Source organism: Streptomyces sp. NPDC047130 (genome assembly GCF_040643475.1).
Classification (GTDB): domain Bacteria; phylum Actinomycetota; class Actinomycetes; order Streptomycetales; family Streptomycetaceae; genus Streptomyces.
Window position 1 is genome coordinate 41287 of record NZ_JBEYUK010000001.1, and the last position, 23292, is coordinate 64578.

The 23292-nt window shown below is 71.8% G+C and carries 19 protein-coding genes; 17 read left to right on the forward strand and 2 right to left on the reverse strand.

The annotated features are described in order from the left end of the window. The first annotated feature begins 361 nt into the window (after positions 1-361). A complete protein-coding gene (locus ABZ836_RS00185) occupies positions 362-1597 on the forward strand; it encodes a hypothetical protein (protein ID WP_361138021.1) in 1236 nt (411 codons plus the stop codon). A gap of 134 nt (positions 1598-1731) precedes the next feature. Here ABZ836_RS00185 and ABZ836_RS00190 read toward each other — a convergent pair whose 3' ends face one another. Further along, the gene (locus ABZ836_RS00190; RefSeq protein WP_356128438.1) at positions 1732-2244 is read right to left on the reverse strand and encodes a GNAT family N-acetyltransferase; all 513 of its coding nucleotides are present in this window, start codon (positions 2242-2244) and stop codon (positions 1732-1734) included. A gap of 91 nt (positions 2245-2335) precedes the next feature. Between ABZ836_RS00190 and ABZ836_RS00195 the strand changes: the two genes are divergently transcribed. Together ABZ836_RS00195 and ABZ836_RS00200 are read left to right on the forward strand one after the other, a co-directional pair. Further along, positions 2336-3616: a geranylgeranyl reductase family protein gene (locus ABZ836_RS00195; protein ID WP_361138023.1), complete on the forward strand. Its 1281-nt coding sequence runs from the start codon at positions 2336-2338 to the stop codon at positions 3614-3616. A 98-nt stretch (positions 3617-3714) separates the two neighbouring features. Continuing rightward, entirely contained in the window at positions 3715-5358 is a 1644-nt protein-coding gene (locus ABZ836_RS00200; RefSeq protein ID WP_361138025.1) for a hypothetical protein, read from the forward strand. 91 nt (positions 5359-5449) lie between these two features. Here ABZ836_RS00200 and ABZ836_RS00205 read toward each other — a convergent pair whose 3' ends face one another. Further along, on the reverse strand, positions 5450-6265 hold the full coding sequence (locus tag ABZ836_RS00205) for a C40 family peptidase (protein WP_356128447.1): 816 nt from the start codon (positions 6263-6265) through the stop codon (positions 5450-5452). Between the two features lie 735 nt (positions 6266-7000). Here ABZ836_RS00205 and ABZ836_RS00210 point away from each other — a divergent pair. The 14 genes from ABZ836_RS00210 to nuoN are packed head-to-tail and all read left to right on the forward strand — an operon-like array spanning position 7001 to position 23161. After that, the gene (locus ABZ836_RS00210; protein WP_356128449.1) at positions 7001-7363 is read left to right on the forward strand and encodes an NADH-quinone oxidoreductase subunit A; all 363 of its coding nucleotides are present in this window, start codon (positions 7001-7003) and stop codon (positions 7361-7363) included. Positions 7364-7391: 28 nt separating this feature from the next. Then, a complete protein-coding gene (locus tag ABZ836_RS00215; protein WP_356128452.1) occupies positions 7392-7946 on the forward strand; it encodes an NADH-quinone oxidoreductase subunit B family protein in 555 nt (184 codons plus the stop codon). Then, complete coding sequence (locus ABZ836_RS00220; RefSeq protein WP_361138027.1) at positions 7943-8695, forward strand: NADH-quinone oxidoreductase subunit C; 753 nt, start codon at positions 7943-7945, stop codon at positions 8693-8695. The genes ABZ836_RS00215 and ABZ836_RS00220 overlap by 4 nt, the downstream gene beginning before the upstream one ends. After that, positions 8692-10014, forward strand: coding sequence for an NADH-quinone oxidoreductase subunit D (locus ABZ836_RS00225; protein ID WP_356128458.1), 1323 nt, complete (start codon positions 8692-8694; stop codon positions 10012-10014). The genes ABZ836_RS00220 and ABZ836_RS00225 overlap by 4 nt, the downstream gene beginning before the upstream one ends. 41 nt (positions 10015-10055) lie before the next feature. Next, positions 10056-10934 (forward strand): NADH-quinone oxidoreductase subunit NuoE, encoded by an 879-nt coding sequence (gene nuoE / locus ABZ836_RS00230; RefSeq protein WP_356129189.1) that lies wholly within the window; start codon positions 10056-10058, stop codon positions 10932-10934. After that, the gene (gene nuoF / locus ABZ836_RS00235) at positions 10934-12286 is read left to right on the forward strand and encodes an NADH-quinone oxidoreductase subunit NuoF (RefSeq protein ID WP_356128461.1); all 1353 of its coding nucleotides are present in this window, start codon (positions 10934-10936) and stop codon (positions 12284-12286) included. The genes nuoE and nuoF overlap by 1 nt, the downstream gene beginning before the upstream one ends. Next, positions 12283-14796: an NADH-quinone oxidoreductase subunit G gene (locus ABZ836_RS00240; protein WP_356128463.1), complete on the forward strand. Its 2514-nt coding sequence runs from the start codon at positions 12283-12285 to the stop codon at positions 14794-14796. Before nuoF ends, ABZ836_RS00240 begins: the two co-directional genes overlap by 4 nt. 38 nt (positions 14797-14834) lie before the next feature. Continuing rightward, a complete protein-coding gene (nuoH, locus tag ABZ836_RS00245) occupies positions 14835-16184 on the forward strand; it encodes an NADH-quinone oxidoreductase subunit NuoH (protein ID WP_356129191.1) in 1350 nt (449 codons plus the stop codon). Further along, complete coding sequence (nuoI, locus tag ABZ836_RS00250) at positions 16177-16824, forward strand: NADH-quinone oxidoreductase subunit NuoI (RefSeq protein WP_361138030.1); 648 nt, start codon at positions 16177-16179, stop codon at positions 16822-16824. Before nuoH ends, nuoI begins: the two co-directional genes overlap by 8 nt. Continuing rightward, the gene (locus tag ABZ836_RS00255) at positions 16821-17684 is read left to right on the forward strand and encodes an NADH-quinone oxidoreductase subunit J (RefSeq protein WP_356128469.1); all 864 of its coding nucleotides are present in this window, start codon (positions 16821-16823) and stop codon (positions 17682-17684) included. Before nuoI ends, ABZ836_RS00255 begins: the two co-directional genes overlap by 4 nt. Next, positions 17681-17980: an NADH-quinone oxidoreductase subunit NuoK gene (gene nuoK / locus ABZ836_RS00260; RefSeq protein WP_108954875.1), complete on the forward strand. Its 300-nt coding sequence runs from the start codon at positions 17681-17683 to the stop codon at positions 17978-17980. The genes ABZ836_RS00255 and nuoK overlap by 4 nt, the downstream gene beginning before the upstream one ends. Positions 17981-17992: 12 nt before the next feature. Continuing rightward, on the forward strand, positions 17993-19930 hold the full coding sequence (gene nuoL, locus ABZ836_RS00265) for an NADH-quinone oxidoreductase subunit L (RefSeq protein ID WP_356128472.1): 1938 nt from the start codon (positions 17993-17995) through the stop codon (positions 19928-19930). A 1-nt stretch (position 19931) separates the two neighbouring features. Further along, positions 19932-21503: an NADH-quinone oxidoreductase subunit M gene (locus tag ABZ836_RS00270; protein ID WP_356128475.1), complete on the forward strand. Its 1572-nt coding sequence runs from the start codon at positions 19932-19934 to the stop codon at positions 21501-21503. Further along, positions 21500-23161, forward strand: a complete 1662-nt coding sequence (nuoN, locus tag ABZ836_RS00275; RefSeq protein ID WP_356128478.1) for an NADH-quinone oxidoreductase subunit NuoN — start codon at positions 21500-21502, stop codon at positions 23159-23161. The genes ABZ836_RS00270 and nuoN overlap by 4 nt, the downstream gene beginning before the upstream one ends. The last annotated feature ends 131 nt before the right edge of the window (positions 23162-23292 follow it).

A 23292-nucleotide genomic window follows, 5' to 3' on the forward strand; every position in this document is an offset into this window, starting at 1 on the left:
GGTTCCTGCCGCTCCGCCGGAGCCGTCCGCACCTCCGGTTCCTGCCGCTCCGCCGGAGCCGTCCGCGCCTCCGGTTCCTGCCGCTCCGCCGGAGCCGTCCGCACCTCCGGTTCCTGCCGCTCCGCCGGAGCCGTCCGCGCCTCCGGTTCCTGCCGCTCCGCCGGAGCCGACGGCCCCGCACGGGTCCGACGCGTTGCCCGAGCGGCCCGTGCCGCAGGTGCCCACCGTGCCTCCGGCGCCCGCCGCTCCGCCGGAGTCCCCCGCGCCCCCGGCCGGGCCCGCGCAGCCCCCCGCGCCGCCCGCGCCCCCCGCGCCGCCGCCACCGCCCGGTGCTCCGGGGGCGCCGCACGGGCGCGGGTTCGTGGAGCGGTTCGTCGGGGGTGACTGGGCCGGCGCGGCGTTGGGCGCGCTGATCCCGGCGGGGCTGCTGCTGGGGACCGCGGTGGTCGTCGGCGTCGTGCTCCGGATCACCGGCGGCGACTCCACCGGCGAAGCGCTGGGCGGGATCCGCGGCATCCTGGCCCTGCTCCTCCTGGGCCTCGGCGTCGGCGGCCTGGAGGTCCGGCGACAGGGCGACGGGTTCTCGCTGTTCGCGCCGGACGACTACGTCCTGAACGTCTCGGGCGTCCCCTACACGGCCACCGCCCTGTGGCTGCTGGGTCTGTGGCTGGCCGGCCGCGTCCTCCGCGCCCGCCTCGCGACCCGCCCGGCGGCGGCCGGAACGGTGCCGGGACGCCCCGCCGGACCCGCCCCCTCCCTGGAGGCCGCCCTCCGCACAGCCCTGCTGACCGGCCTCGGCGCGCTGATGCTGGCGCTGTTCGCGAGCTCCGGCAGCTGGGACGGCACGACCTTCGCGGTCTCCCCGTTCCGCGCGTTCCTGTCCGCGCTGGTGACCACCCTCGTCGTGGTCGCGCTGGTCGCCGGCCGCGACGGGCTCGCGTCGTGGCGTGCCGGGCGGCCCGGGGCCGACCTGCTGCTGCGGGCCGGCGGGACGGCCGTGCGGGCCACGGCCACGGTCCTGGCGCTGTGCTCGGCGGTCGCCCTGGTGCTGCTCGTCCTGGTGCTCACCGAGGTGGTCCCCGTGGACGGAACCCCGCCGAACGCCGAGGAGGGCGCCGCCCTGCTGGCGCTGCTGCCCAACCTCGCGGTCCATCTGCTCGGGCTCTCCTGGGCGGTACCGGTCCACGGCGAGGGCTGGGCGTTCGCCGTCCGCGGCGACCTCGGGGGCGGGTGGACGTACGGGCTCTCCGAGCTCGGGGAGGACGGCACGGGGCTCGCCCTGGGCGCCCTCGCCCTCGGCCTGCTCTGCTCCCTGCTGATCGGACGGGTCGTCGCACGCCGTTCCGCCGAGCCCCGTGAGGCGCTGCTGGCCGGGGGCCTGGTCCTCGTCCTGTTCCTGCTGCTCGCCGCGTGCGGCGGGGTGACCAGCGAGGTCGCCGGCCTGGAGGGACTGCCCGGCGAGATCCTCGGCGGCGTCACCGGCACCCGGACGCTGCTCGAGGCCGGCCTGGACCTCGGGCTCGCCGCCCTGCTGGGCATCCTGTGGATCCTCGGGCCCGCCGCCGTCGCCGCCCGGTTCGCACGTCCCCGCGGCTGAACGGCCGGGGGCCCGCCGCGACACGACCACGGCGGGCCCCGGCGGTACCCGGACCAGGGCGCGCCCGGTCCGGTGGCAGGCCAGGGACGGCCGGGCGACCCGACGAAGCCGGCCAGCCGGTCAGCCGGTCGCCCTCACCCCAGGCCCAGCCGGTACATGTGGCCCTCCCGCTGCGGCTCGGGGGTGACGAACCGGCGGGCGAGGTCCATGCCGAGGCGCCGGGCCACCGCGGCGGACCGCGCGTTCTCCGCGTCGACCATCGCCACCACCGACCCGACGCCGGCCTCCCGCACCCGGTCCAGCGTCTCCAGCGCCGCGGCGGTCACATAGCCGCGGCCCCAGTACGCGCGGCCCAGCCGCCAGCCGATCTCGATCTCGCCGACCGCGGGACCCCACCCCCAGGGCCAGGGCTGGGCGCCGGTGAAGCCCATCACCTCGTCGTCCTCGTTGAGCACCGACCAGAAGCAGAAGCCGTGCTCGGCCGCGTTCCGGCGCTGGCGGGCCGTGCTCTCGTGGTAGGCGGAGAGCTCCTTGGAGGCACCGCCGAGGAACTTCATCACCTCCGGGTCGTCGAAGAGCGCGTGCCAGGTCCAGGCGTCCTCCTCGGTCGGGACGCGCAGTCTCACCACGGGAAGCGTCGTGTTCACGGGTACGTCCTTCGGCCGGAGACGGACGGTCGCTGCATAGACTGCCCAGGACCAGCCGCGTCGGCACCCTCGATCCCGGGGAGATTCCGCTGTGACCGAGCCGCCCTCCGACACCGCCGACGCCATCGTGGTCGGCGCGGGTCCCTCCGGCGCGACCGCCGCGTACCACCTGGCGCGCGCCGGACTGGACGTCCTGCTCCTGGAGAAGACCGCGTTCCCGCGCGAGAAGGTGTGCGGCGACGGCCTCACCCCGCGCGCCGTGAAGCAGTTGGTCGCCATGGGGATCGACATCTCCCCGGAGGCCGGCTGGCTGCGGAACAGGGGCCTGCGGGTGATCTCCGGCGGGATGCGGATGGAACTGGACTGGCCGCAGCTCGCCACCTTCCCGGACCACGGCCTGGTGCGGCGGCGGGACGACTTCGACGAGCGGCTGGCCCGGCAGGCGCAGAAGGCGGGCGCCCGGCTGACCGAGCACTGCACCGTCACCGGCCCGGTCCGCGACGACCGCACCGGCCGGATCACCGGCGTGCACGCCACGCTGGGCGGCGACAGGCGCCCGATGACCTACCGGGCCCCGCTGGTGGTGGCCGCCGACGGCAACTCCAGCCGGCTCTCCCTGGGCATGGGGCTGCACCGCCGCCAGGACCGGCCGATGGGCGTCGCGGTGCGCACCTACTTCACCAGCCCGCGGCACGACGACGACTACCTGGAGTCCTGGCTGGAGCTGCCGGACCGGCCCGGCCCCGAGGGGCGGCTGCTGCCCGGCTACGCCTGGGTCTTCGGCATGGGCGACGGCACCTGCAACGTCGGCCTGGGCGTCCTGGACGCCTCGCTGCCGTACCGGGACCCGGACTGGCGCGGGATCCTGCGCACCTGGTGCGCCGGTCTGCCCGAGGACTGGGGCTTCATCCCGGAGAACATGACGGGCCCGGTCCGCGGCGCGGCGCTGCCCATGGGCTTCAACCGGCAGCCCCACTACGCGGACGGCCTGCTCCTGGCCGGGGACGCGGCGGGCGCCGTCAACCCGTTCAACGGCGAGGGCATCGCCTATGCGATGGAATCCGGACGCACCGCGGCCGAGGTGATCGCGCAGGCCCGTGCCCGCCGCACCGCGGAGGGGCGCGAGGCGGCGCTGCGCCACTACCCGCGGGTGATGAAGGACGTCTACGGGGGCTACTACACGCTGGGCCGGGCCTTCGTGAAGCTGATCGGCCGGCCGCGGCTGATGCGTCTGGCCACCGAACGCGGGCTCTCCCACCCGCAGTTGATGAAGATCGCCTTCCGTCTGGTCAACAACCTGACGGACCCGACCGGCGGCGACGCCGTCGACCGCGTGCTCAACGGCCTGACGAAGCTGGTCCCCCGAGCGTGATGTGTTCGTGACGAACTCCCGGGCAACCGGAGGCGGTTGTGGCAGGTCGGACAGGGTGCACCACCCGGTGCGCCCCTTCGGCGAAAAGGTTGCCCCTCATGAACTCATCGGCCCGACGGCCCATGGGCCCCCGCAGAGCGGCCGGTCTGCTGGCCGCCGCCGTCCTGCTGACCGGCGGTCTCGCGGGAACCGCCCAGGCCGAGGACGAGGCCCCGCTCACCCTCCCGATCACCGCGAGCAAGAGCCAGGTGGACGTCGACCTCGCCGACCACGCGGAGGGCATGCAGGGGCCTCAGGTCACCATCGGCTTCAAGGGCCCCGGCGAGGAGCCGGAGCCGGACGAGGAAGGCGTCATCTACCCGGTCCGGTACGCGGACTTCAAGGTGACGATCGACGCCAGCGACCTGGAGGGCGTCGCCTCGGTCGACTGGGAGGACCTGCACAACTGCGACGTGGAGGACCTGGTCGCGGTCTGCGACGGCTGGGAGGTCTACGCGGGGGAGTACTACAACGAGCTCGGCAGCATCGAGTTCAACGCCACCTCCCGCAGCGAGTCCGGCGACACCGGCACCGTCCGCATCACGGGCGAGGGCGAGAACCTGACCTTCACCCCGAAGGACGTCGAGGTCCGGGTCGGCGGAGCGGCCTACAAGGGCCGCACGCTCACCGAGCCCGAGGGGTTCGCGGCCGGTGACACCCTGAAGGCCCCGCTCGGCTTCCGCAACGCCGGCGGCCAGGACGGCAAGGGCGCCGTGCTCACCGTCCACGGCAGCCACGGTCTGCTCTTCGAGCAGCGGTACCGCAACTGCACCTACACGGAGACCACCACCGGCTCGCTGCTCCGCCAGGGCACCGACGTGGTCTGCGTCTTCCCCGGCACCTTCACGGCCGGCACGGCGTACGAGCTGTCGGCGCCCATGGAGATCGGCACCCGTGACTACGCGGCGTTCGACATCGTCCACTACCGCTTCGCCCCCGGCTCGGCCGGCGGCGCCGGGACGCCCGGCGACGGTCCGGAGCTGACCCTGCGCGAGGTCCCCGGCGCGGACGCCGGTGACTACGCCACCTACACCGAGCTGGACTTCCCGACCGGCACGCCCATCGACCTGGAGCTGACCGGCGCCTCGGTGAAGGGCGCCGAGGGCGACACCGTCACGGCCGAGCTGGGCTTCCGCAACAACGGCCCGGCCTGGATCAGCTCGCTCCGCTCGGGCGGCGAGCCCATCAGGTTCACGGTGGGGACGCCGGAGGGCACCACGGTGACGAAGGCCCCGGCGAACTGCCGCCAGGCCAACGTCGAGGACCGGCGCGAGTACTTCTGCTCGGTCGCCACGCCGATGCTTCCCGACGCCTCCTTCGACCTGCCGTTCGAGCTGCGCATCGACAAGGTGGTGGCGGGCGCCAAGGGCAAGGTCGCCCTCCCCGCCGGCGGCCGCCCCGACTCCGACCCGTCGAACGACACCGCCTGGATCGTGGTCAACGGCACCGGTGACGAGGCGCCCGGCGAGGGCGGCGACGGCGGCCAGGGCGAGGGCGACGGCGACGGCGGGAACGGCTCCGGCGGCGACGGCGACGGCGCCCAGGGCGGCGGTGGCCAGGGCGAGGGCGACACCGCCGGCGGACTGGCCTCCACCGGCGCGGGCGGCGTCCTGCTCGCGGGCGGCGGCGCGCTGCTGCTCGTGGCGCTCGGCGCGGGCCTCTACCTGCTCCGCCGCCGGGCGGCCGGAGCCACCGCGGCCTGACAGGCCTGACAGGAGCTGAGAGCACACGGCGAAGGGCCGCAGCCCCCGGGGCTGCGGCCCTTCGCCGTGGAACGAGTGGGTGGGACGGACGTCAGAGGACGCGGACCGCGCCGGACGGCGGGTCGTAGTCCAGGGACGCCTGGATCACGCCGGTGCCGGAGTTCTGCGCGCCGACGAACTGGCCGCCGCCCACGTAGATGCCCACGTGGTACGCGCTGCCCGCGCCACCCCAGTAGAGGATGTCGCCCGGCTGCAGGTTGCTCAGCGAGACCTGGGTGCCGGCCACGGACTGGCTCTGCGAGACGCGCGGCAGGTTGACGTTGACCTGCTTGTAGGCGGCCTGCACCAGGCCGGAGCAGTCCCAGGAGTTGGGACCGGTGCCGCCGGAGACGTACGCGTCGCCGATCTGCGCCTTGGCGAAGGCGACCACGGCGGCGGCCGAGCCGGTCACGGCGGTGGAGCTGCTGGAGGAGGAGGCGGAGGCGGACGCGGCCGTGGTGGTGAGGCTCTCGCGGGCGGAGTCGCGGGAAGCGCGCTCCGCGGCCTCGCGGGCGGCCTCCTCCTCGGCCTTCTGCTTGGCCTCGGCCTCCGCCTTCGCCTTCTTGAGGTTGCGCTCGGCCAGGTCGGCGGCGCGCTCGGCGGCGGCGTCACGCTCCGCCTGGAGCTCGTAGGTCGCGGCGACCGACGCGGTGGCCTCCGCGGAGCGGGCGACCTCGCTGGAGAGGTCCGCCGTGAGCGTGGGGAGTTCCAGCGTCTGCGTCACGGGCTCGGCCGCAGTCGCCGTACCCGAGGCGCCGGCCACGGCAAGGGTGCTGAGAACGCCACCGGCGACCCCGGCGCGCATCGCGATCTTCGATGCGCTGCGGCGGGGCTTCCGGTGGCTGCGTATGTGAGCGGTCTGGGACATGGCAACCAGACCTACCAGGGGATCACCCCGCCTTCAACAATCGTGCCGTCCGCCACATGTGGCGCCCGACGCCCCCGAAGTCGCTCCCGGGGAACGGATATTGGCCCCGAAAAGGTCAAAACGGGCGCGGTGGCGCGAGGCCCTGAGCACTGACTTCCATCGTTACGCCCGATTTGCCCTCGCTTACCATCCGTGCACGAGTTCGCCAACTCGAGAGCCCGGAAGCGCGGGGCGGATGTGGCGGAGGTCACGGAGAGGTCACTGTTGTGATCTTCCTGTGTCGCTCGTGAACGCGCGCACACGCCGGAGCCCGGCCGCGGGGCGGAGTCGCCGCTTCCGGGAGGCGCGGCCCCCGGTCGCGAAACAGAGCGGGCGCTTATATCAATGATCAACGATCTTCGCCAATTTGCATGCACGGGAAGCCTCTTGATATAGAGACGGGTCCTCTGGCCTGCGATGACGAGCCAACTTGTCACTTCATGTGATCAGTTGTGTGCGGTCAGCGTCAAGATCCAAGCCGTTCCGGCCCGTTGGACCCCTCGCGGGTGGCAGAGATCACAAAGGTCGTCTCGTATCGCGTGTCGCAGATCACAGACCACCAGGCATAAGATGCGGAGCAGCCGGGCTTGTGACCTGCTTCACATGTTCTCGATCTTCGGGGACACGCAGAGGCAGCGAGCGGATCCGGTGTGCAATCGCCAGCAGTCCAGTGCCGACTGAGAGGAGCGAGGAGCGGTGAACGCGTATGCGCCCATCCTCGTACTGGGAGCCCTCGGGGCAGGCTTTGCGATCTTCTCCGTGGTCATGGCCACGCTTATCGGTCCAAAGCGATACAACCGAGCAAAGCTCGAGGCGTACGAATGCGGTATCGAGCCGACCCCTCAACCGGCCGGCGGTGGGCGATTCCCCATCAAGTACTACCTGACGGCGATGCTCTTCATCATCTTCGACATCGAGATCGTCTTCCTGTACCCGTGGGCGGTCACCTTCGACGCCCTGGGGATCTTCGGGCTCGTCGAGATGCTGCTCTTCGTGCTCACCGTCTTCGTCGCGTACGCCTACGTGTGGCGGCGCGGCGGCCTGGACTGGGACCGATAGGCCCGCGGGGCCTGAGGGGCTGAGAGACATGGGACTCGAGGAAAAGCTGCCGAGCGGATTTCTGCTGACCACCGTCGAGCAGGCCGCGGGCTGGGTGCGCAAGTCATCCATGTTCCCCGCCACGTTCGGTCTGGCCTGCTGCGCCATCGAGATGATGACGACGGGCGCGGGCCGGTACGACCTGGCGAGGTTCGGCATGGAGGTCTTCCGCGGATCGCCGCGCCAGGCCGACCTGATGATCGTGGCCGGCCGGGTGAGCCAGAAGATGGCGCCCGTCCTGCGTCAGGTCTACGACCAGATGCCCAATCCCAAGTGGGTGATCTCCATGGGCGTCTGCGCCTCGTCGGGCGGCATGTTCAACAACTACGCGATCGTGCAGGGCGTCGACCACATCGTGCCGGTCGACATCTATCTCCCCGGCTGCCCGCCGCGGCCGGAGATGCTGATGGACGCGATTCTCAAGCTCCACGAGAAGGTGCGCACCTCCAAAATCGGCGTGAACGCCGAGGAGGCGGCCCGGGAGGCGGAGGAGGCGGCGCTGAAGGCCCTGCCGACCATCGAGATGAAGGGCCTCCTGCGATGAGCGACGCCAAAGAACCCGACCGGCACCACGAGCCCAACCCGGAGAAGGAGCTCTCCGCCTCCAACCTCCCCGGACAGCGGGGGGACCACGGCGAGCAGGTCCGCGTGCAGCGCGGCATGTTCGGCGCGAACAACGGCGGCGACACCTCCGGCTACGGCGGCCTGGTCCGCCCGGTCCGGCTCCCCGGCCCGTCCTCCCGGCCCTACGGCGGCTGGTTCGACGAGGTGGCGGACGAGCTGGAGGGCGCCCTGGAGGAGCAGGGCCTGCTGCCGGAGAACGCCATCGAGCGCACCGTCGTCGACCGGGGCGAGCTCACCTTCCACATCGAGCGCGAGCACCTGCTCCGCGTCGCCCGCACCCTGCGCGACGACCCGGCGCTGCGCTTCGAACTGTGCACCGGCGTCAGCGGCGTGCACTACCCGCACGACAAGGGCCGCGAGCTGCACGCCGTCTACCACCTGCGGTCGATCACCCACAACCGGCTGATCCGGCTGGAGGTCAGCGCGCCCGACGCCGACCCGCGGATCCCGTCGCTGGTGCCGGTCTACCCGACCAACGACTGGCACGAGCGCGAGACGTACGACTTCTTCGGCATCGTCTTCGACGGCCACCCGGCACTGACGCGGATCATGATGCCGGACGACTGGCAGGGCCATCCGCAGCGCAAGGACTACCCCCTCGGCGGCATCCCCGTCGAGTACAAGGGCGCCCAGATCCCGGCTCCGGACCAGCGGAGGTCGTACTCATGAGCACGCAGTCGGCAACAGCCCGCGACACCACCGAGGGCAAGGTCTACACGGTCACCGGCGGCGACTGGGACGAGGTCGTCGAGGCGGCCGCCAAGGCCGACGACGAGCGCATCGTCGTCAACATGGGTCCGCAGCACCCGTCCACCCACGGGGTGCTCCGCCTGATCCTGGAGATCGAGGGCGAGACGGTCACCGAGGCCCGCTGCGGCATCGGCTACCTGCACACCGGCATCGAGAAGAACCTCGAGTACCGGACCTGGACCCAGGGCACCACCTTCGTGACCCGCATGGACTACCTGACGTCCTTCTTCAACGAGACGGCCTACTGCCTCGCGGTGGAGAAGCTCCTCGGCATCGAGGACCAGGTACCCGACCGGGCGACGATCATCCGCGTCCTGCTGATGGAGCTCAACCGGCTCTCCTCCCACCTGGTGTGCATCGCCACCGGCGGCATGGAGCTGGGCTCCACCACGATCATGATCTACGGCTTCCGCGACCGCGAGATCATCCTGGACCTCTACGAGCTGATCACCGGCCTGCGCATGAACCACGCGTTCATCCGCCCCGGCGGGCTCGCCCAGGACCTCCCGCCCGGCGCCGTCGACCAGATCCGCGAGGCGATCAAGAAGCTGCGGAAGAACCTCCCGGAGTACGACAAGCTCGCCACCGGGAACCCCATCTTCAAGGCCCGCATGGAGGACATCGGCCACCTGGACCTGGCCGGCTGCATGGCGCTCGGCGCCACCGGCCCGATCCTGCGCTCCACCGGCCTCCCGCACGACCTGCGCAAGACGCAGCCCTACTGCGGCTACGAGACCTACGACTTCGAGGTCCCGACCGCCGACACCTGCGACTCCTACGGCCGGTTCCTGATCCGGCTGGAGGAGATGCGCCAGTCGCTGCACATCGTCGAACAGTGCCTGGACCGGCTGGCGCCGGGACCGGTGATGGTCGCCGACAAGAAGATCGCCTGGCCGGCCCAGCTGGCGCTCGGCCCGGACGGGCTCGGCAACTCCCTCGACCACATCCGGAAGATCATGGGCACCTCCATGGAGGCCCTGATCCACCACTTCAAGCTGGTCACCGAGGGTTTCCGGGTCCCGCCCGGCCAGGCCTACACGGCCGTCGAGTCGCCCAAGGGCGAACTGGGCGTGCACGTCGTCTCCGACGGCGGCACCCGCCCCTTCCGGGTCCACTTCCGCGACCCGTCCTTCACCAACCTGCAGGCCATGGCGGCGATGTGCGAGGGCGGCCAGGTCGCCGACGTCATCGTCGCCGTCGCGTCCATCGACCCCGTGATGGGAGGCGTCGACCGGTGACCACCACACCTTCCCAGGGCACCGAGGCGGTCGGGCTGGGCATGCCCCAACTGCCCGCCCCGGACTACCCGGAGGACGTGCGGGCCCGGCTGGAGGCCGACGCGCGCGAGATCATCGCCCGCTACCCGGACTCCCGCTCGGCGCTGCTCCCGATGCTGCACCTGGTGCAGTCGGAGGAAGGCCACGTCACCCGCACCGGCATGCGGTTCTGCGCCGAGACGCTGGACCTCACCACCGCCGAGGTGACCGCGGTCGCCACCTTCTACACCATGTACCGCCGCCGGCCGAGCGGCGACTACCAGGTGGGCGTCTGCACCAACACGCTCTGCGCGGTGATGGGCGGCGACGCCATCTACGAGGAGCTCCAGGAGCACCTGGGCGTCGCCGACAACGGCACCACCGCCGACGGCAAGGTCACGCTGGAGCACATCGAGTGCAACGCGGCCTGCGACTTCGCCCCCGTGGTGATGGTCAACTGGGAGTTCTTCGACAACATGACGCCGGCCGCCGCCCGGCAGCTCGTCGACGACCTGATCGCGGGCCGCCCGGTGACGCCGACCCGCGGCGCGCCGATGTGCACCTTCAAGGAGACGGCCCGCATCCTGGCCGGCTTCCCCGACGAGCGCCCCGGCGCCGTCGAGGCGGGCGGCAGCGCCGGCCCCGCCTCGCTCGCCGGGCTCCGCCTCGCCAAGGGACTGCCGCTCGGCCCCCGCGTGGTGCACCCCCGCGACGCCGCCGGACACGACGGCGAGGGCAGGCACGGCGCCGCCTTCGACGACGGGCCCCGCACCGGCCCCTCGCCCGCGGCGCACTCCAGCTCGCACGACGCGCCGAGCACCACCTCGGCGTCCGACCCGGCCCACCCGGCAGGTCCCGTGGCCGGCGGCGGCCGCCGTGCCGAAGAAGAGGAGGGGGAGTGATGAGCGTGGCGACCGGAGAGCTCAACGAGACGAGCCCGGACAAGCTGCTCGCTCCCGTGCTGTCGGCGTTCTGGGACGAGGACCGCTCCTGGACCCTGGACGTCTACCGCCGGCACGAGGGCTACGAAGGGCTCCGCAAGGCCCTGACGATGACCCCCGACGAGGTCATTGCCTACGTCAAGGACTCCGGACTGCGCGGCCGCGGCGGCGCGGGCTTCCCCACCGGGATGAAGTGGCAGTTCATCCCCCAGGGCGACGGCAAGCCGCACTACCTCGTCGTCAACGCCGACGAGTCGGAGCCCGGCACCTGCAAGGACATCCCGCTCCTCTACGCCAACCCGCACTCCCTCATCGAGGGAATGATCATCGCCTGCTACGCGATCCGCTCCTCGCACGCCTTCATCTACCTGCGCGGCGAGGTCGTCCCCGTGCTGCGGCGCCTGCACTCCGCCGTGCGCGAGGCCTACGCGGCCGGCTACCTCGGCGAGAACGTCCTGGGCAGCGGTCTGGACCTCGACATCACCGTGCACGCGGGCGCGGGCGCGTACATCTGCGGCGAGGAGACGGCCCTGCTCGACTCGCTGGAGGGACGCCGCGGCCAGCCCAGGCTGCGCCCGCCCTTCCCCGCGGTCGCCGGCCTCTACGCCTGCCCCACCGTGGTGAACAACGTGGAGTCCATCGCCTCGGTTCCCGCGATCCTGCACCACGGCAAGGACTGGTTCCGCTCGATGGGCAGCGAGAAGTCCCCGGGCTTCACGCTGTACTCGCTCAGCGGGCACGTCGCCAACCCCGGCCAGTACGAGGCCCCGCTCGGCATCACGCTGCGCCAGCTGCTCGACATGAGCGGCGGCATGCGGCCCGGCCACCGCCTCAAGTTCTGGACGCCCGGCGGCTCCTCCACCCCGCTCCTCACCGACGAGCACCTCGACGTCCCGCTGGACTACGAGGGAGTCGGCGCGGCCGGCTCCATGCTCGGCACCAAGGCCCTGCAGTGCTTCGACGAGACCACCTGCGTGGTCCGCGCCGTCACGCGCTGGACCGAGTTCTACGCGCACGAGTCCTGCGGCAAGTGCACCCCCTGCCGCGAGGGCACCTACTGGCTGGTCCAGCTGATGCGCGACATCGAGGCCGGCAAGGGCGCCCTGGCCGACCTCGACAAGCTCAACGACATCGCCGACAACATCAACGGCAAGTCCTTCTGCGCCCTCGGCGACGGCGCCGCCTCGCCGATCTTCTCCTCCCTCAAGTACTTCCGCGACGAGTACGAGGAGCACATCAGGGGGCGCGGCTGCCCCTTCGACCCGGCGAAGTCCACCGCCTGGGCGGACAAGCACATGGAGGTGAACGCATGACCGCGCCGACCAGTGCTCCCTCCGGCGGCGGACCGGGAGCGGTGCCCCCGGAGGACCTCGTCTCCCTGACCATCGACGGCGCCGAGATCAGCGTGCCCAAGGGCACCCTGGTCATCCGGGCCGCCGAGCAGCTCGGCATCGAGATCCCCCGGTTCTGCGACCACCCGCTCCTCGACCCGGCCGGCGCCTGCCGCCAGTGCATCGTCGAGGTGGAGGGCCAGCGCAAGCCGATGGCCTCCTGCACCATCACCTGCACCGACGGCATGGTGGTGAGGACGCAGCTCACCTCCCCGGTCGCCGAGAAGGCGCAGAAGGGGGTGATGGAGCTGCTGCTCATCAACCACCCCCTGGACTGCCCGGTCTGCGACAAGGGCGGCGAGTGCCCGCTGCAGAACCAGGCGATGTCGCACGGCGACTCCGAGTCCCGCTTCGAGGGCCGCAAGCGCACCTACGAGAAGCCGGTCCCGATCTCCACCCAGGTCCTGCTGGACCGCGAGCGCTGCGTGCTCTGCGCCCGCTGCACCCGCTTCTCCAACCAGGTCGCGGGCGACCCGATGATCGAACTGATCGAGCGGGGCGCGCTGCAGCAGGTCGGCACCGGCGTGGGCGACCCGTTCGAGTCGTACTTCTCCGGCAACACCATCCAGATCTGCCCGGTCGGCGCGCTCACCTCGGCCGCCTACCGGTTCCGGGCCCGCCCGTTCGACCTGATCTCCAGCCCTTCGGTCTGCGAGCACTGCGCGGGCGGCTGCGCCACCCGCACCGACCACCGGCGCGGCAAGGTGATGCGCCGGCTCGCCGCCGACGACCCGCAGGTCAACGAGGAGTGGATCTGCGACAAGGGCCGCTTCGCCTTCCGCTACGCCCAGCAGCGCGACCGCCTGGCCTCGCCGCTGGTGCGCAACGCCGACGGCGTGCTGGAGCGGGCCTCCTGGCCGGAGGCGCTGGAGGCGGCGGCCCGCGGGCTGAACGCGGCGCGCGGCCGGGCCGGCGTGCTCACCGGCGGACGGCTCACCGTCGAGGACGCCTACGCGTACGCCAAGTTCGCCCGGATCGCGCTCGACACCAACGACATCGACTTCCGCGCCCGGGCGCACAGCGACGAGGAGTCCGTCTTCCTCGCCTCCCGGGTCGCCGGACGCGGCGTCGACCTCGACCGCACCGGGCTGACGTACACGACGCTCGAGCAGGCGCCCGCCGTGCTGCTGGCCGGCTTCGAGGCGGAGGAGGAGGCCCCCGGCGTCTTCCTGCGGCTCCGCAAGGCCTGGCGCAAGCACGGCCAGAAGGTGTTCTCGCTGGCCAGCCACGCCACCCGGGGCCTCACCAAGGCGGGCGGCACCCTGCTGCCGGCCGCCCCGGGCACCGAGACGGCCTGGCTGGAGGCGCTCGCCGACGGCACCGGCCTGGAGGGCGACGCCCCCGCGGTGGCCGAGGCGCTGCGCGCCGAGGGCGCGGTCATCCTGGTCGGCGAGCGGTTGGCGGCCGTGCCCGGCGCGCTCACCGCCGCCGTCCGGGCCGCCACCGCCACCGGGGCACGCCTCGCGTGGATCCCGCGCCGGGCCGGTGAGCGCGGCGCGATCGAGGCGGGCGCGCTGCCCGGGCTGCTGCCCGGCGGCCGCCCCGCCCACGACCCGCAGGCCCGCCGCGAGGTGGCCGCCGCCTGGGGGACCGCCGTGCTGCCGGAGCGCCCGGGCCGCGACACCGCCCGGATGCTCGACGCGGCGGCCGAGGGCGAGCTGGCCGCGCTGGTCGTGGCCGGCGTCGAGGTCGCCGACCTGCCCGACCCGGCCCTCGCGCGGCGCGCGCTCGCCGAGGTGGGCTTCCTGGTCTCCCTGGAACTACGGCCGAGCGAGGTCACCGACCACGCCGACGTGGTGCTGCCGGTGGCCGCGGTCGCCGAGAAGGCCGGCGCCTTCGTCAACTGGGAGGGCCGGGTCCGCCCGTTCGACACCGCGCTCAAGCCCGACCAGACGACCACCCGCCACCACCCCGCGGACAGCAGGGTGCTGCACATGCTGGCCGACGCCATGGACCGCCACCTGGGCCTGCCCGACCTGCGCACCACCCGCGCGGAGATCGACCGGCTCGGCGTCTGGGAGGGGCAGCGCCCCGAGGGCCCGGCCGCCGTCCCCGCCGAACCGCCCCGCCCCGCCGCGGGCGAGGCGGTGCTCGCCGGGCACCGGCTCCTGCTCGACCAGGGCGTGCTCCAGCAGGGCGACGACGCCCTGGCCGGCACCCGGCACGCGGCGACCGTGCGGCTCTCCGCCGCCACCGCCGCCGAGGCCGGCGTCAAGGACGGCGACCTGGTGGCCGTCACCGGTCCCGCGGGCAGCGTCGCGCTGCCGCTGACGGTGACCGCGATGCCCGACCGGGTGGTCTGGCTGCCGCTCAACTCCACCGGGGGCGGCGTCGCCTCCGACACCGGGGCGCTGCCCGGCGCCCTGGTCCGCGTCGGCCCGGCGACCCTCGCCGCCGAGGCCCCCGGTACCGCCGAGGAGGCCGAAGCGTGAACCCGAACCTCACGCCGCTCGCCGCCGAAGACCTCTCGATGTTCGGCCAGGACCCCTGGTGGCTGGTGGTCGTCAAGGCCGTCTTCTGCTTCGCCTTCCTGATGGTGACGGTGCTCTTCGCCATCGTCTGGGAGCGCAAGGTCGTCGCCTGGATGCAGTTGCGCGTCGGTCCCAACCGCCACGGCCCCTGGGGACTCCTGCAGTCCCTGGCCGACGGCGTGAAGCTGATGCTCAAGGAGGACGTGATCGTCCGCCGGGCCGACAAGGTGGTGTACGTCCTGGCACCGATCGTCGCCGCGATCCCCGCCTTCATGGCCATCGCGGTGATCCCGTTCGGCCCGCCGGGCAACGAGGTCTCCATCTTCGGCCAGCGCACCACCATGCAGCTGACCGACCTGCCGATCGCGATGCTGTACATCCTGGCCGTCGCCTCGGTGGGCATCTACGGCATCGTGCTGGCCGGCTGGAGCTCCGGCTCGACCTACCCGCTCCTGGGCGGCCTGCGCTCCTGCGCGCAGATGATCTCCTACGAGATCGCCATGGGCGCGGCCTTCGCCTCGGTGTTCCTCTACTCCGGGTCGATGTCCACCTCGGAGATCGTGGCCCAGCAGGAGGACCGCTGGTTCATCGTGCTGCTGCCGGTCTCGTTCATCCTCTACATCGTGACCATGGTGGGCGAGACCAACCGGGCCCCGTTCGACATGCCGGAGTCCGAGGGCGACCTGGTCGGCGGCTTCAACACCGAGTACTCGTCCATCAAGTTCGCGATGTTCATGCTCGCCGAGTACGTGAACATGGTGACGGTCTCGGCGGTCGCCACCACGCTCTTCCTGGGCGGCTGGCGGGCCCCGTACCCGATCAGCTCCTTCTGGGAGGGCGCGAACCACGGCTGGTGGCCGATGCTCTGGTTCGTCCTCAAGGTGCAGCTGCTGCTCTTCCTCTTCATCTGGCTGCGCGGCTCGCTGCCCCGCGTCCGGTACGACCAGCTGATGAAGCTCGGCTGGAAGGTCCTCATCCCGGTCTCGGTGGTCTGGCTGATGGTCGTGGCCACCATGCGGGCGCTGCGCAACGAGGGCTACGGGTTCACCGACATCGCCCTCTACGTGGCCGCGGCGATCGTCGCGCTGCTGCTGATCTCGCTGGTCGTCGACACGCTCCGTGAACGGGGCGGGCCGAAGGAGGACGACGCCCCGGCCGGCGGCCCCGCCGCCTTCGACCCCATGGCGGGCGGCTTCCCGGTGCCCCCGCTGCCCGGACAGCAGTTGCCCCCGGTGCCGCGGCGCCGCTCGCGCACCGAGCGGGAGCTCGTTGTCAGTGGCGGGACGGACACTCTCAGTGACGGACCCCGTGACGGATCTCTGGATGGAAAGGAGGCGTCCGATGGCTGAGGAACAGCAGAACCCCGGAGACACGAAACCGGGCTTCATGAACCCCGTGGCCGGCTTCGGCGTGACCTTCAAGGCCATGTTCAAGAAGCGGCTGACCGAGCAGTACCCGGAGCAGAAGAAGACCACGGCTCCGCGGTTCCACGGACGGCACCAGCTCAACCGCCATCCGGACGGCCTGGAGAAGTGCGTCGGCTGCGAGCTGTGCGCCTGGGCGTGTCCCGCCGACGCGATCTACGTGGAGGGCGCGGACAACACCGACGAGGAGCGCTACTCGCCCGGCGAGCGGTACGGCCGCGTCTACCAGATCAACTACGCCCGCTGCATCCTCTGCGGTCTGTGCATCGAGGCGTGCCCGACGCGCGCGCTGACCATGACCAACGACTTCGAGCTCGCCGACCTGTCCCGGCAGAACCTGATCTACACCAAGGAGCAGCTGCTGGCCGGGCTCGAGGAGGGCATGGTCGACACGCCGCACTCCATCTTCCCGGGCACCGACGAGCAGGACTACTACCGGGGCCTGGTCACCGAGGCCGCCCCCGGGACGGTCCGCCAGGTCGCGGTCTCCCAGGGCGAGAAGCCGGAAGAGGCCACCCAGAACGCGGACACGCAGCCCACGGCCCAGCAGGAGGTGGGGGCATGAGCGCTCTTGCCGCGTACACCACCTCCACCGGCGAGGCCGTGCAGTTCTGGATCCTCGGCACGGTCGCGGTGATCGGCGCCCTGTGCACGGTCTTCATGCGCAGGGCGGTGCACAGCGCCCTCTGCCTGGCCGGCACGATGATCGTCCTCGCGGTGTTCTTCCTGGCCAACGGCGCGTACTTCCTGGGCATCGTGCAGATCGTCGTCTACACCGGCGCGATCATGATGCTGTTCCTGTTCGTGGTGATGCTGGTCGGCGTCACGGCGGCGGACTCGCTGAAGGAGACCATCAAGGGCCAGCGCTGGCTGGCCCTGCTGTGCGGTCTGGGCTTCGGCGCGCTGCTGGTCGGCGGCATCGGCAACGCGGCCGTCACCGAGTTCGAGGGGCTGGCCGCCGCCAACTCCGGCGGGAACATCCAGGGCCTGGCGGCCCTGCTGTTCAGCAAGTACGTCTTCGCCTTCGAGATCACCGGCGCGCTGCTGATCACGGCGGCGGTCGGCGCGATGGTGCTCACCCACCGGGAGCGCACCGAGCGGGCCAAGACCCAGAAGGAGCTGGCCGAGGAGCGCGTCCGCAAGGGCGAGTACATCCCGCCGCTGCCCGCCCCCGGCGTCTACGCCCGCCACAACGCGGTGGACATCGCGGGCCTGCTGCCCGACGGCACCCCCTCCGAACTGACGGTCAGCGCCACGCTGCGCGAGCGCGGTCAGGTCCGGGACGTGTCCACCGAGGCCATCGCGGACCTGCGGGCGCTGGAGCAGCGGTCCAACGAGCGGCTCGAACGGACCCCGGTGGAGCCCCCGCGGCCGCGCCGCGGCGGGTCCACCGAGCTCACGCGGGCGGAGGAGGCCCAGCAGTGAACCCGGTCAACTACCTCTACCTCGCGGCTCTGCTGTTCACCATCGGAGCCACCGGAGTGCTGGTCAGGCGGAACGCCATCGTGGTGTTCATGTGCATCGAGCTGATGCTCAACGCCTGCAACCTCTCGCTGATCGCCTTCTCCCGGATGCACGGCAACCTCGACGGCCAGATCATCGCGTTCTTCACGATGGTCGTCGCCGCCGCGGAGGTCGTGGTCGGTCTCGCGATCATCGTGTCGCTCTTCCGTACCCGCCACTCGGCCTCGGTCGACGACGCTCGACTGATGAAGCTCTAAGGGGTCGCAGACGTGGAGAACATGATCGCGCTGCTGATCGCGGCGCCCCTGCTCGGAGCGGTCGTCCTGCTGTGCGGCGGCCGGAGACTGGACAGGGTGGGCCACTGGATCGGCACCGCCCTGGCCGGCGTCTCCTTCGTCCTGGGCGCCGTCCTCTTCGCCGGCCTGCTGGGCCGGGACGCCGAGGACCGCACCCTGGTCCAGCACCTGTTCAGCTGGATCCCGGTGGAGGGCTTCCAGGCGGACATGGCGTTCCGGCTGGACCAGCTGTCCATCACCTTCGTCCTGCTGATCACCGGCGTCGGCTCGCTCATCCATGTCTACTCGATCGGGTACATGGAGCACGACGAGCGCCGCCGCCGGTTCTTCGGCTACCTCAACCTGTTCCTCGCGGCGATGCTGATCCTGGTGCTCGCCGACAACTACCTGCTGCTGTACTTCGGCTGGGAGGGCGTGGGTCTCGCCTCCTACCTGCTGATCGGCTTCTGGCAGCACAAGCCCAGCGCGGCCACCGCGGCCAAGAAGGCCTTCCTGGTCAACCGCGTCGGCGACATGGGCCTGTCCATCGCGATCATGCTGATGTTCACCACCTTCGGCACCTTCGCGTTCACACCGGTGCTGGACTCGGTGGGGGAGACGGGCGAGGGCACGCTCACCGCGATCGCGCTGATGCTGCTGCTCGCCGCCTGCGGCAAGTCCGCCCAGGTGCCGCTGCAGTCCTGGCTGGGCGACGCGATGGAGGGCCCGACCCCGGTCTCGGCCCTGATCCACGCGGCGACCATGGTCACCGCGGGCGTCTACCTGATCGTCCGCTCCGGCGCGATCTTCAACGCGGCGCCGGACGCTCAGCTGGTGGTCACCATCGTCGGCGCGGTCACGCTGCTCTTCGGTGCGATCGTCGGTTGCGCCAAGGATGACATCAAGAAGGCGCTGGCCGGCTCGACGATGTCGCAGATCGGCTACATGGTGCTGGCCGCGGGCCTCGGCCCGATCGGTTACGCGGTGGCCATCATGCACCTGGTGACGCACGGCTTCTTCAAGGCCGGGCTCTTCCTCGGCGCGGGCTCCGTGATGCACGGCATGAACGACGAGGTCGACATGCGCAAGTACGGCGGCCTGCGGAAGTACATGCCGGTCACCTTCGTGACGTTCGGCCTCGGCTACCTGGCGATCATCGGCTTCCCGGGCCTGTCCGGGTTCTTCTCCAAGGACCTGATCATCGAGGCCGCCTTCGCCAAGGGCGGCGTCCAGGGCTGGATCCTGGGCGGGGTGGCGCTGCTGGGCGCCGGTATCACCGCGTTCTACATGACGCGCGTGATGCTGATGACCTTCTTCGGCGAGGAGCGCTGGCGGAACCTCCCGGCGGCCTCCCCGGACCGGCCGGACGTGGAACCGGCCGCCGGCCACGGCGGGGTGCCGCACCCGCACGAGTCGCCGAAGGTGATGACCGTCCCGATGATCGTGCTGGCCTTCGGCTCGGTCTTCGCCGGCGCCTTCTTCGGCATCGGCGAGCGGTTCGTGCACTGGCTGGAGCCGGTGACCGCGTTCGAGCACGGCCACCCGCCGGTCAGCGCGCTCACCGTCACCGCGGCCACGGTCACGGTGATGCTGCTCGGCGTCGGCCTGGCCTGGCTGCAGTACGGCCGCCGTCCGGTGCCGGTGGTGGCCCCGCGCGGTTCGCTGCTCACCCGGGCGGCCCGCCGGGACCTGCTCCAGGACGACTTCAACCACGTGGTCCTGGTCCGCGGCGGCGAACACCTCACCCGCTCCCTGGTCTACGTCGACCACACCCTGGTCGACGGCGTGGTCAACGGCACGGCGGCCGGGGTGGGCGGGCTGTCGTCCCGGATGCGCCGGCTGCAGAACGGCTTCGCGCGCTCCTACGCGGTCTCGATGTTCGGCGGTACGGCGGTCCTGGTCGCCGCGACCCTGCTGATGAGGGCGGTCTGACATGAGCTTTCCCCTGCTGACGGCGACCGCGGTGCTGCCCGCCCTCGGGGCGATCGCCACCGCCGCCGTCCCCGCCGCGCGGCGCGAGGCCGCCAAGTGGCTCGCGCTGCTGGTCTCGCTGGGCACGCTGGTTCTGGCCGTCGTGGTCGCCGTCCGCTTCGAACCGGGCGGCGCGCGCTACCAGCTCACCGAGTCGTACGAGTGGATCCCCGCCTTCGGGGTCCGCTACGAACTCGGCGTGGACGGCATCGGGGTGGCGCTGATGCTGCTCACCGCGGTGCTGATCCCGTTCATCGTCCTGGCCGGCTGGCACGACGCCGACCCGATGGAGACCGGCAGCCGGCGGTGGAGGCCCACCCAGGGCTTCTTCGCGCTGATCCTGCTGGTCGAGGCGATGGTGATCCTCTCCTTCGAGGCCACCGACGTCTTCCTCTTCTACATCTTCTTCGAAGCCATGCTCATCCCGATGTACTTCCTCATCGGCGGCTTCGGGGACCGCGCCCACCAGGGCGGCGAGGAGGCGGCGGCGACCCAGCGGTCGTACGCGGCGGTCAAGTTCCTCCTCTACAACCTGGCCGGCGGCCTGATCATGCTGGCCGCGGTGATCGGGCTGTACGTGGCGGCGGGCAGCTTCTCGCTCCCGGAGATCGTGGCCGCCCGTGCGAGCGGCGAGCTGGAGATGGCGACGAACACCGAGCGGCTGCTCTTCCTCGGCTTCTTCCTCGCCTTCGCGGTGAAGGCCCCGCTGTGGCCGCTGCACACCTGGCTGCCCAACGCCATGGGCGAGGCCACCGCCCCGGTCGCGGTGCTGATCACGGCCGTGGTCGACAAGGTCGGCACCTTCGCGATGCTCCGCTTCTGCCTCGGGCTCTTCCCCGAGGCCAGCAAGTGGGCCACGCCGGTGGTGCTGGTGCTGGCGCTGATCAGCATCGTCTACGGGGCGCTGCTGGCGGTCGGCCAGCGGGACATCAAGCGGCTGGTGGCGTACGCGTCGATCTCCCACTTCGGGTTCATCATCCTCGGCGTGTTCGTGATGACCAGCCAGGGCCAGTCCGGCGCCACGCTGTACATGGTCAACCACGGGATCTCGACGGCGGCGCTGATGCTGGTGGCCGGCTTCCTGATCTCCCGCCGCGGCTCGCGCCTGATCGCCGACTACGGCGGGGTGCAGAAGGTCGCCCCGGTGCTGGCCGGCACCTTCCTGATCGGCGGTCTGGCCACCCTGTCGCTGCCCGGACTCGCCCCGTTCGTCAGCGAGTTCCTGGTGCTGGTGGGCGCCTTCGCCCGCTACCCGGTGGTCGGGATCATCGCCACCTTCGGCATCGTCCTGGCCGCGCTCTACACGCTGGTGCTCTACCAGCGCACCATGACCGGCCCGGTCAAGCCCGAGCTGACCAAGCTGCCCGACCTGCGGGTGCGTGAACTGGCGGTCGTCGCACCGCTGATCGCCCTGCTGATCTTCCTGGGCGTCTACCCGAAGCCCCTCACGGACCTCGTCAACCCGGCGGTCCGGCACACCATGTCCGACGTGCAGCAGCACGACCCCGAGCCCGAGGTGGAGGCGGCCAAGTGAGCGCATCAGCCGTCCACGGCCTGTGGACAGACCTGGCCGCCACCGCGGCCGAGCCGATCGCGAAGATCGAGGCCCCCACGATCGAGTACGCGCAGCTCTCGCCCGTGCTGATCGTGATCGGCGCGGCGGTGCTGGGCATCCTGGTGGAGGCCTTCGTGCCCCGCCGGGGCCGCTACTCCGCGCAGCTCTTCCTCGCCGCCGTCGCGCTCGCCGCCGGCTTCGCCGCCGTGGTGGCGCTGGCGACGAGCGGCCACGCCACCACCGAGGCCGGGATCGCCGCCGAGGGCGCGCTCGCCGTCGACGGACCCGCGCTGTTCCTGCAGGGCGTGATCCTGCTGGTCGGCCTGGTGGCGCTGTTCACCTTCGCCGAGCGGCGCCTGGACCCGGCGGCGCACGGCAACAGGGTGGACTCCTTCGCCGCCCAGGCGGCGGCGGTGCCCGGCAGCGAGGGCGAGAAGGCGGCCGTGAAGGCCGGCTTCACCACCACCGAGGTCTTCCCGCTGCTGATGTTCGCGGTCGGCGGCATGATGGTCTTCCCGGCCGCCAACGACCTGCTGACCCTGTTCATCGCGCTGGAGGTCTTCTCCCTCCCGCTGTACCTGCTCTGCGCGCTGGCCCGCCGGAAGCGGCTGCTGTCGCAGGAGGCCGCGGTCAAGTACTTCCTGCTGGGCGCCTTCGCCTCGGCGTTCACCCTGTTCGGCATCGCCCTGCTGTACGGCTACGCCGGCTCGGTCTCCTACGGCCGGATCGCCCAGGTCGTCGAGGGCACCGTCCAGGACGTCAGCCCGGCCCTCGCCGGGACCATGGGCAACGACGTGCTGCTGCTCCTGGGCGCCGCGCTGGTCACCATGGGCCTGCTCTTCAAGGTGGGCGCGGTGCCGTTCCACATGTGGACGCCCGACGTCTACCAGGGAGCGCCCACCCCGGTGACCGGCTTCATGGCGTCGGCGACCAAGGTGGCCGCCTTCGGCGCGCTGCTGCGGCTGCTGTACGTGGTGCTGCCGGGCCTGCGCTGGGACTGGCGGCCGGTCATGTGGGCGGTGGCCGCGGTGACCATGGTGATCGGCGCGATCGTCGCCATCACGCAGACCGACATCAAGCGGCTGCTGGCCTACTCCTCGATCGCGCACGCCGGGTTCATCCTGGCCGGTGTGATCGCGGCGAGGCCGGAGGGCATCTCCTCGGTCCTCTTCTACCTGGCCGCCTACTCCTTCGTCACGGTGGGCGCCTTCGCCGTGGTGACACTGGTGCGCGACGCGGGCGGCGAGGCCACCCACCTGTCCAAGTGGGCGGGGCTCGGGCGCCGTTCGCCGCTGGTGGCGGCGGTGTTCGCGGTGTTCCTGCTGGCCTTCGCGGGCATCCCGCTGACCTCCGGGTTCGCGGGCAAGTTCGCCGTGTTCAAGGCGGCCGCGGAGGGCGGCGCGGCGCCGCTGGTGGTGGTCGGCGTGCTGTCCTCGGCGGTCGCGGCGTTCTTCTACATCCGGGTGATCGTGCTGATGTTCTTCAGCGAGCCCAAGCCGGAGGGGCCGACGGTGGCGGTGCCGTCGCCGCTGACGACCACGGCGATCGCGGTCGGCGCGGCGGTAACGGTGGTGCTGGGCGTCGCCCCGCAGTACTTCCTCGACCTGGCGACCTCGGCGGGCACCTTCGTCCGCTGACGGGCGGGCCCTCCGCGGGCGGCTCGCCCTTCGCGGGCGGCTCGCCCCGCCCGGCGTCGGCATCCGCTCGGGCGCCGGCACCCACGCCGAAGGCCCGGCTCCACATGGAGCCGGGCCTTCGGCGTACGGAG

What these genes read in the sequence shown, in the direction of transcription:
- nuoE (WP_356129189.1), top strand. Translation starts at nt 10,056, where the DNA reads ATGCCCCAACTGCCCGCCCCGGACTACCCGGAGGACGTGCGGGCCCGG.
- ABZ836_RS00220 (WP_361138027.1), top strand. Translation starts at nt 7,943, where the DNA reads ATGAGCGACGCCAAAGAACCCGACCGGCACCACGAGCCCAACCCGGAG.
- nuoI (WP_361138030.1), top strand. Translation starts at nt 16,177, where the DNA reads ATGGCTGAGGAACAGCAGAACCCCGGAGACACGAAACCGGGCTTCATG.
- ABZ836_RS00240 (WP_356128463.1), top strand. Translation starts at nt 12,283, where the DNA reads ATGACCGCGCCGACCAGTGCTCCCTCCGGCGGCGGACCGGGAGCGGTG.
- ABZ836_RS00200 (WP_361138025.1), top strand. Translation starts at nt 3,715, where the DNA reads ATGAACTCATCGGCCCGACGGCCCATGGGCCCCCGCAGAGCGGCCGGT.
- ABZ836_RS00215 (WP_356128452.1), top strand. Translation starts at nt 7,392, where the DNA reads ATGGGACTCGAGGAAAAGCTGCCGAGCGGATTTCTGCTGACCACCGTC.
- ABZ836_RS00205 (WP_356128447.1), bottom strand. Translation starts at nt 6,265, where the DNA reads ATGTCCCAGACCGCTCACATACGCAGCCACCGGAAGCCCCGCCGCAGC.
- ABZ836_RS00270 (WP_356128475.1), top strand. Translation starts at nt 19,932, where the DNA reads ATGAGCTTTCCCCTGCTGACGGCGACCGCGGTGCTGCCCGCCCTCGGG.
- nuoH (WP_356129191.1), top strand. Translation starts at nt 14,835, where the DNA reads ATGTTCGGCCAGGACCCCTGGTGGCTGGTGGTCGTCAAGGCCGTCTTC.
- ABZ836_RS00225 (WP_356128458.1), top strand. Translation starts at nt 8,692, where the DNA reads ATGAGCACGCAGTCGGCAACAGCCCGCGACACCACCGAGGGCAAGGTC.
- nuoF (WP_356128461.1), top strand. Translation starts at nt 10,934, where the DNA reads ATGAGCGTGGCGACCGGAGAGCTCAACGAGACGAGCCCGGACAAGCTG.
- ABZ836_RS00255 (WP_356128469.1), top strand. Translation starts at nt 16,821, where the DNA reads ATGAGCGCTCTTGCCGCGTACACCACCTCCACCGGCGAGGCCGTGCAG.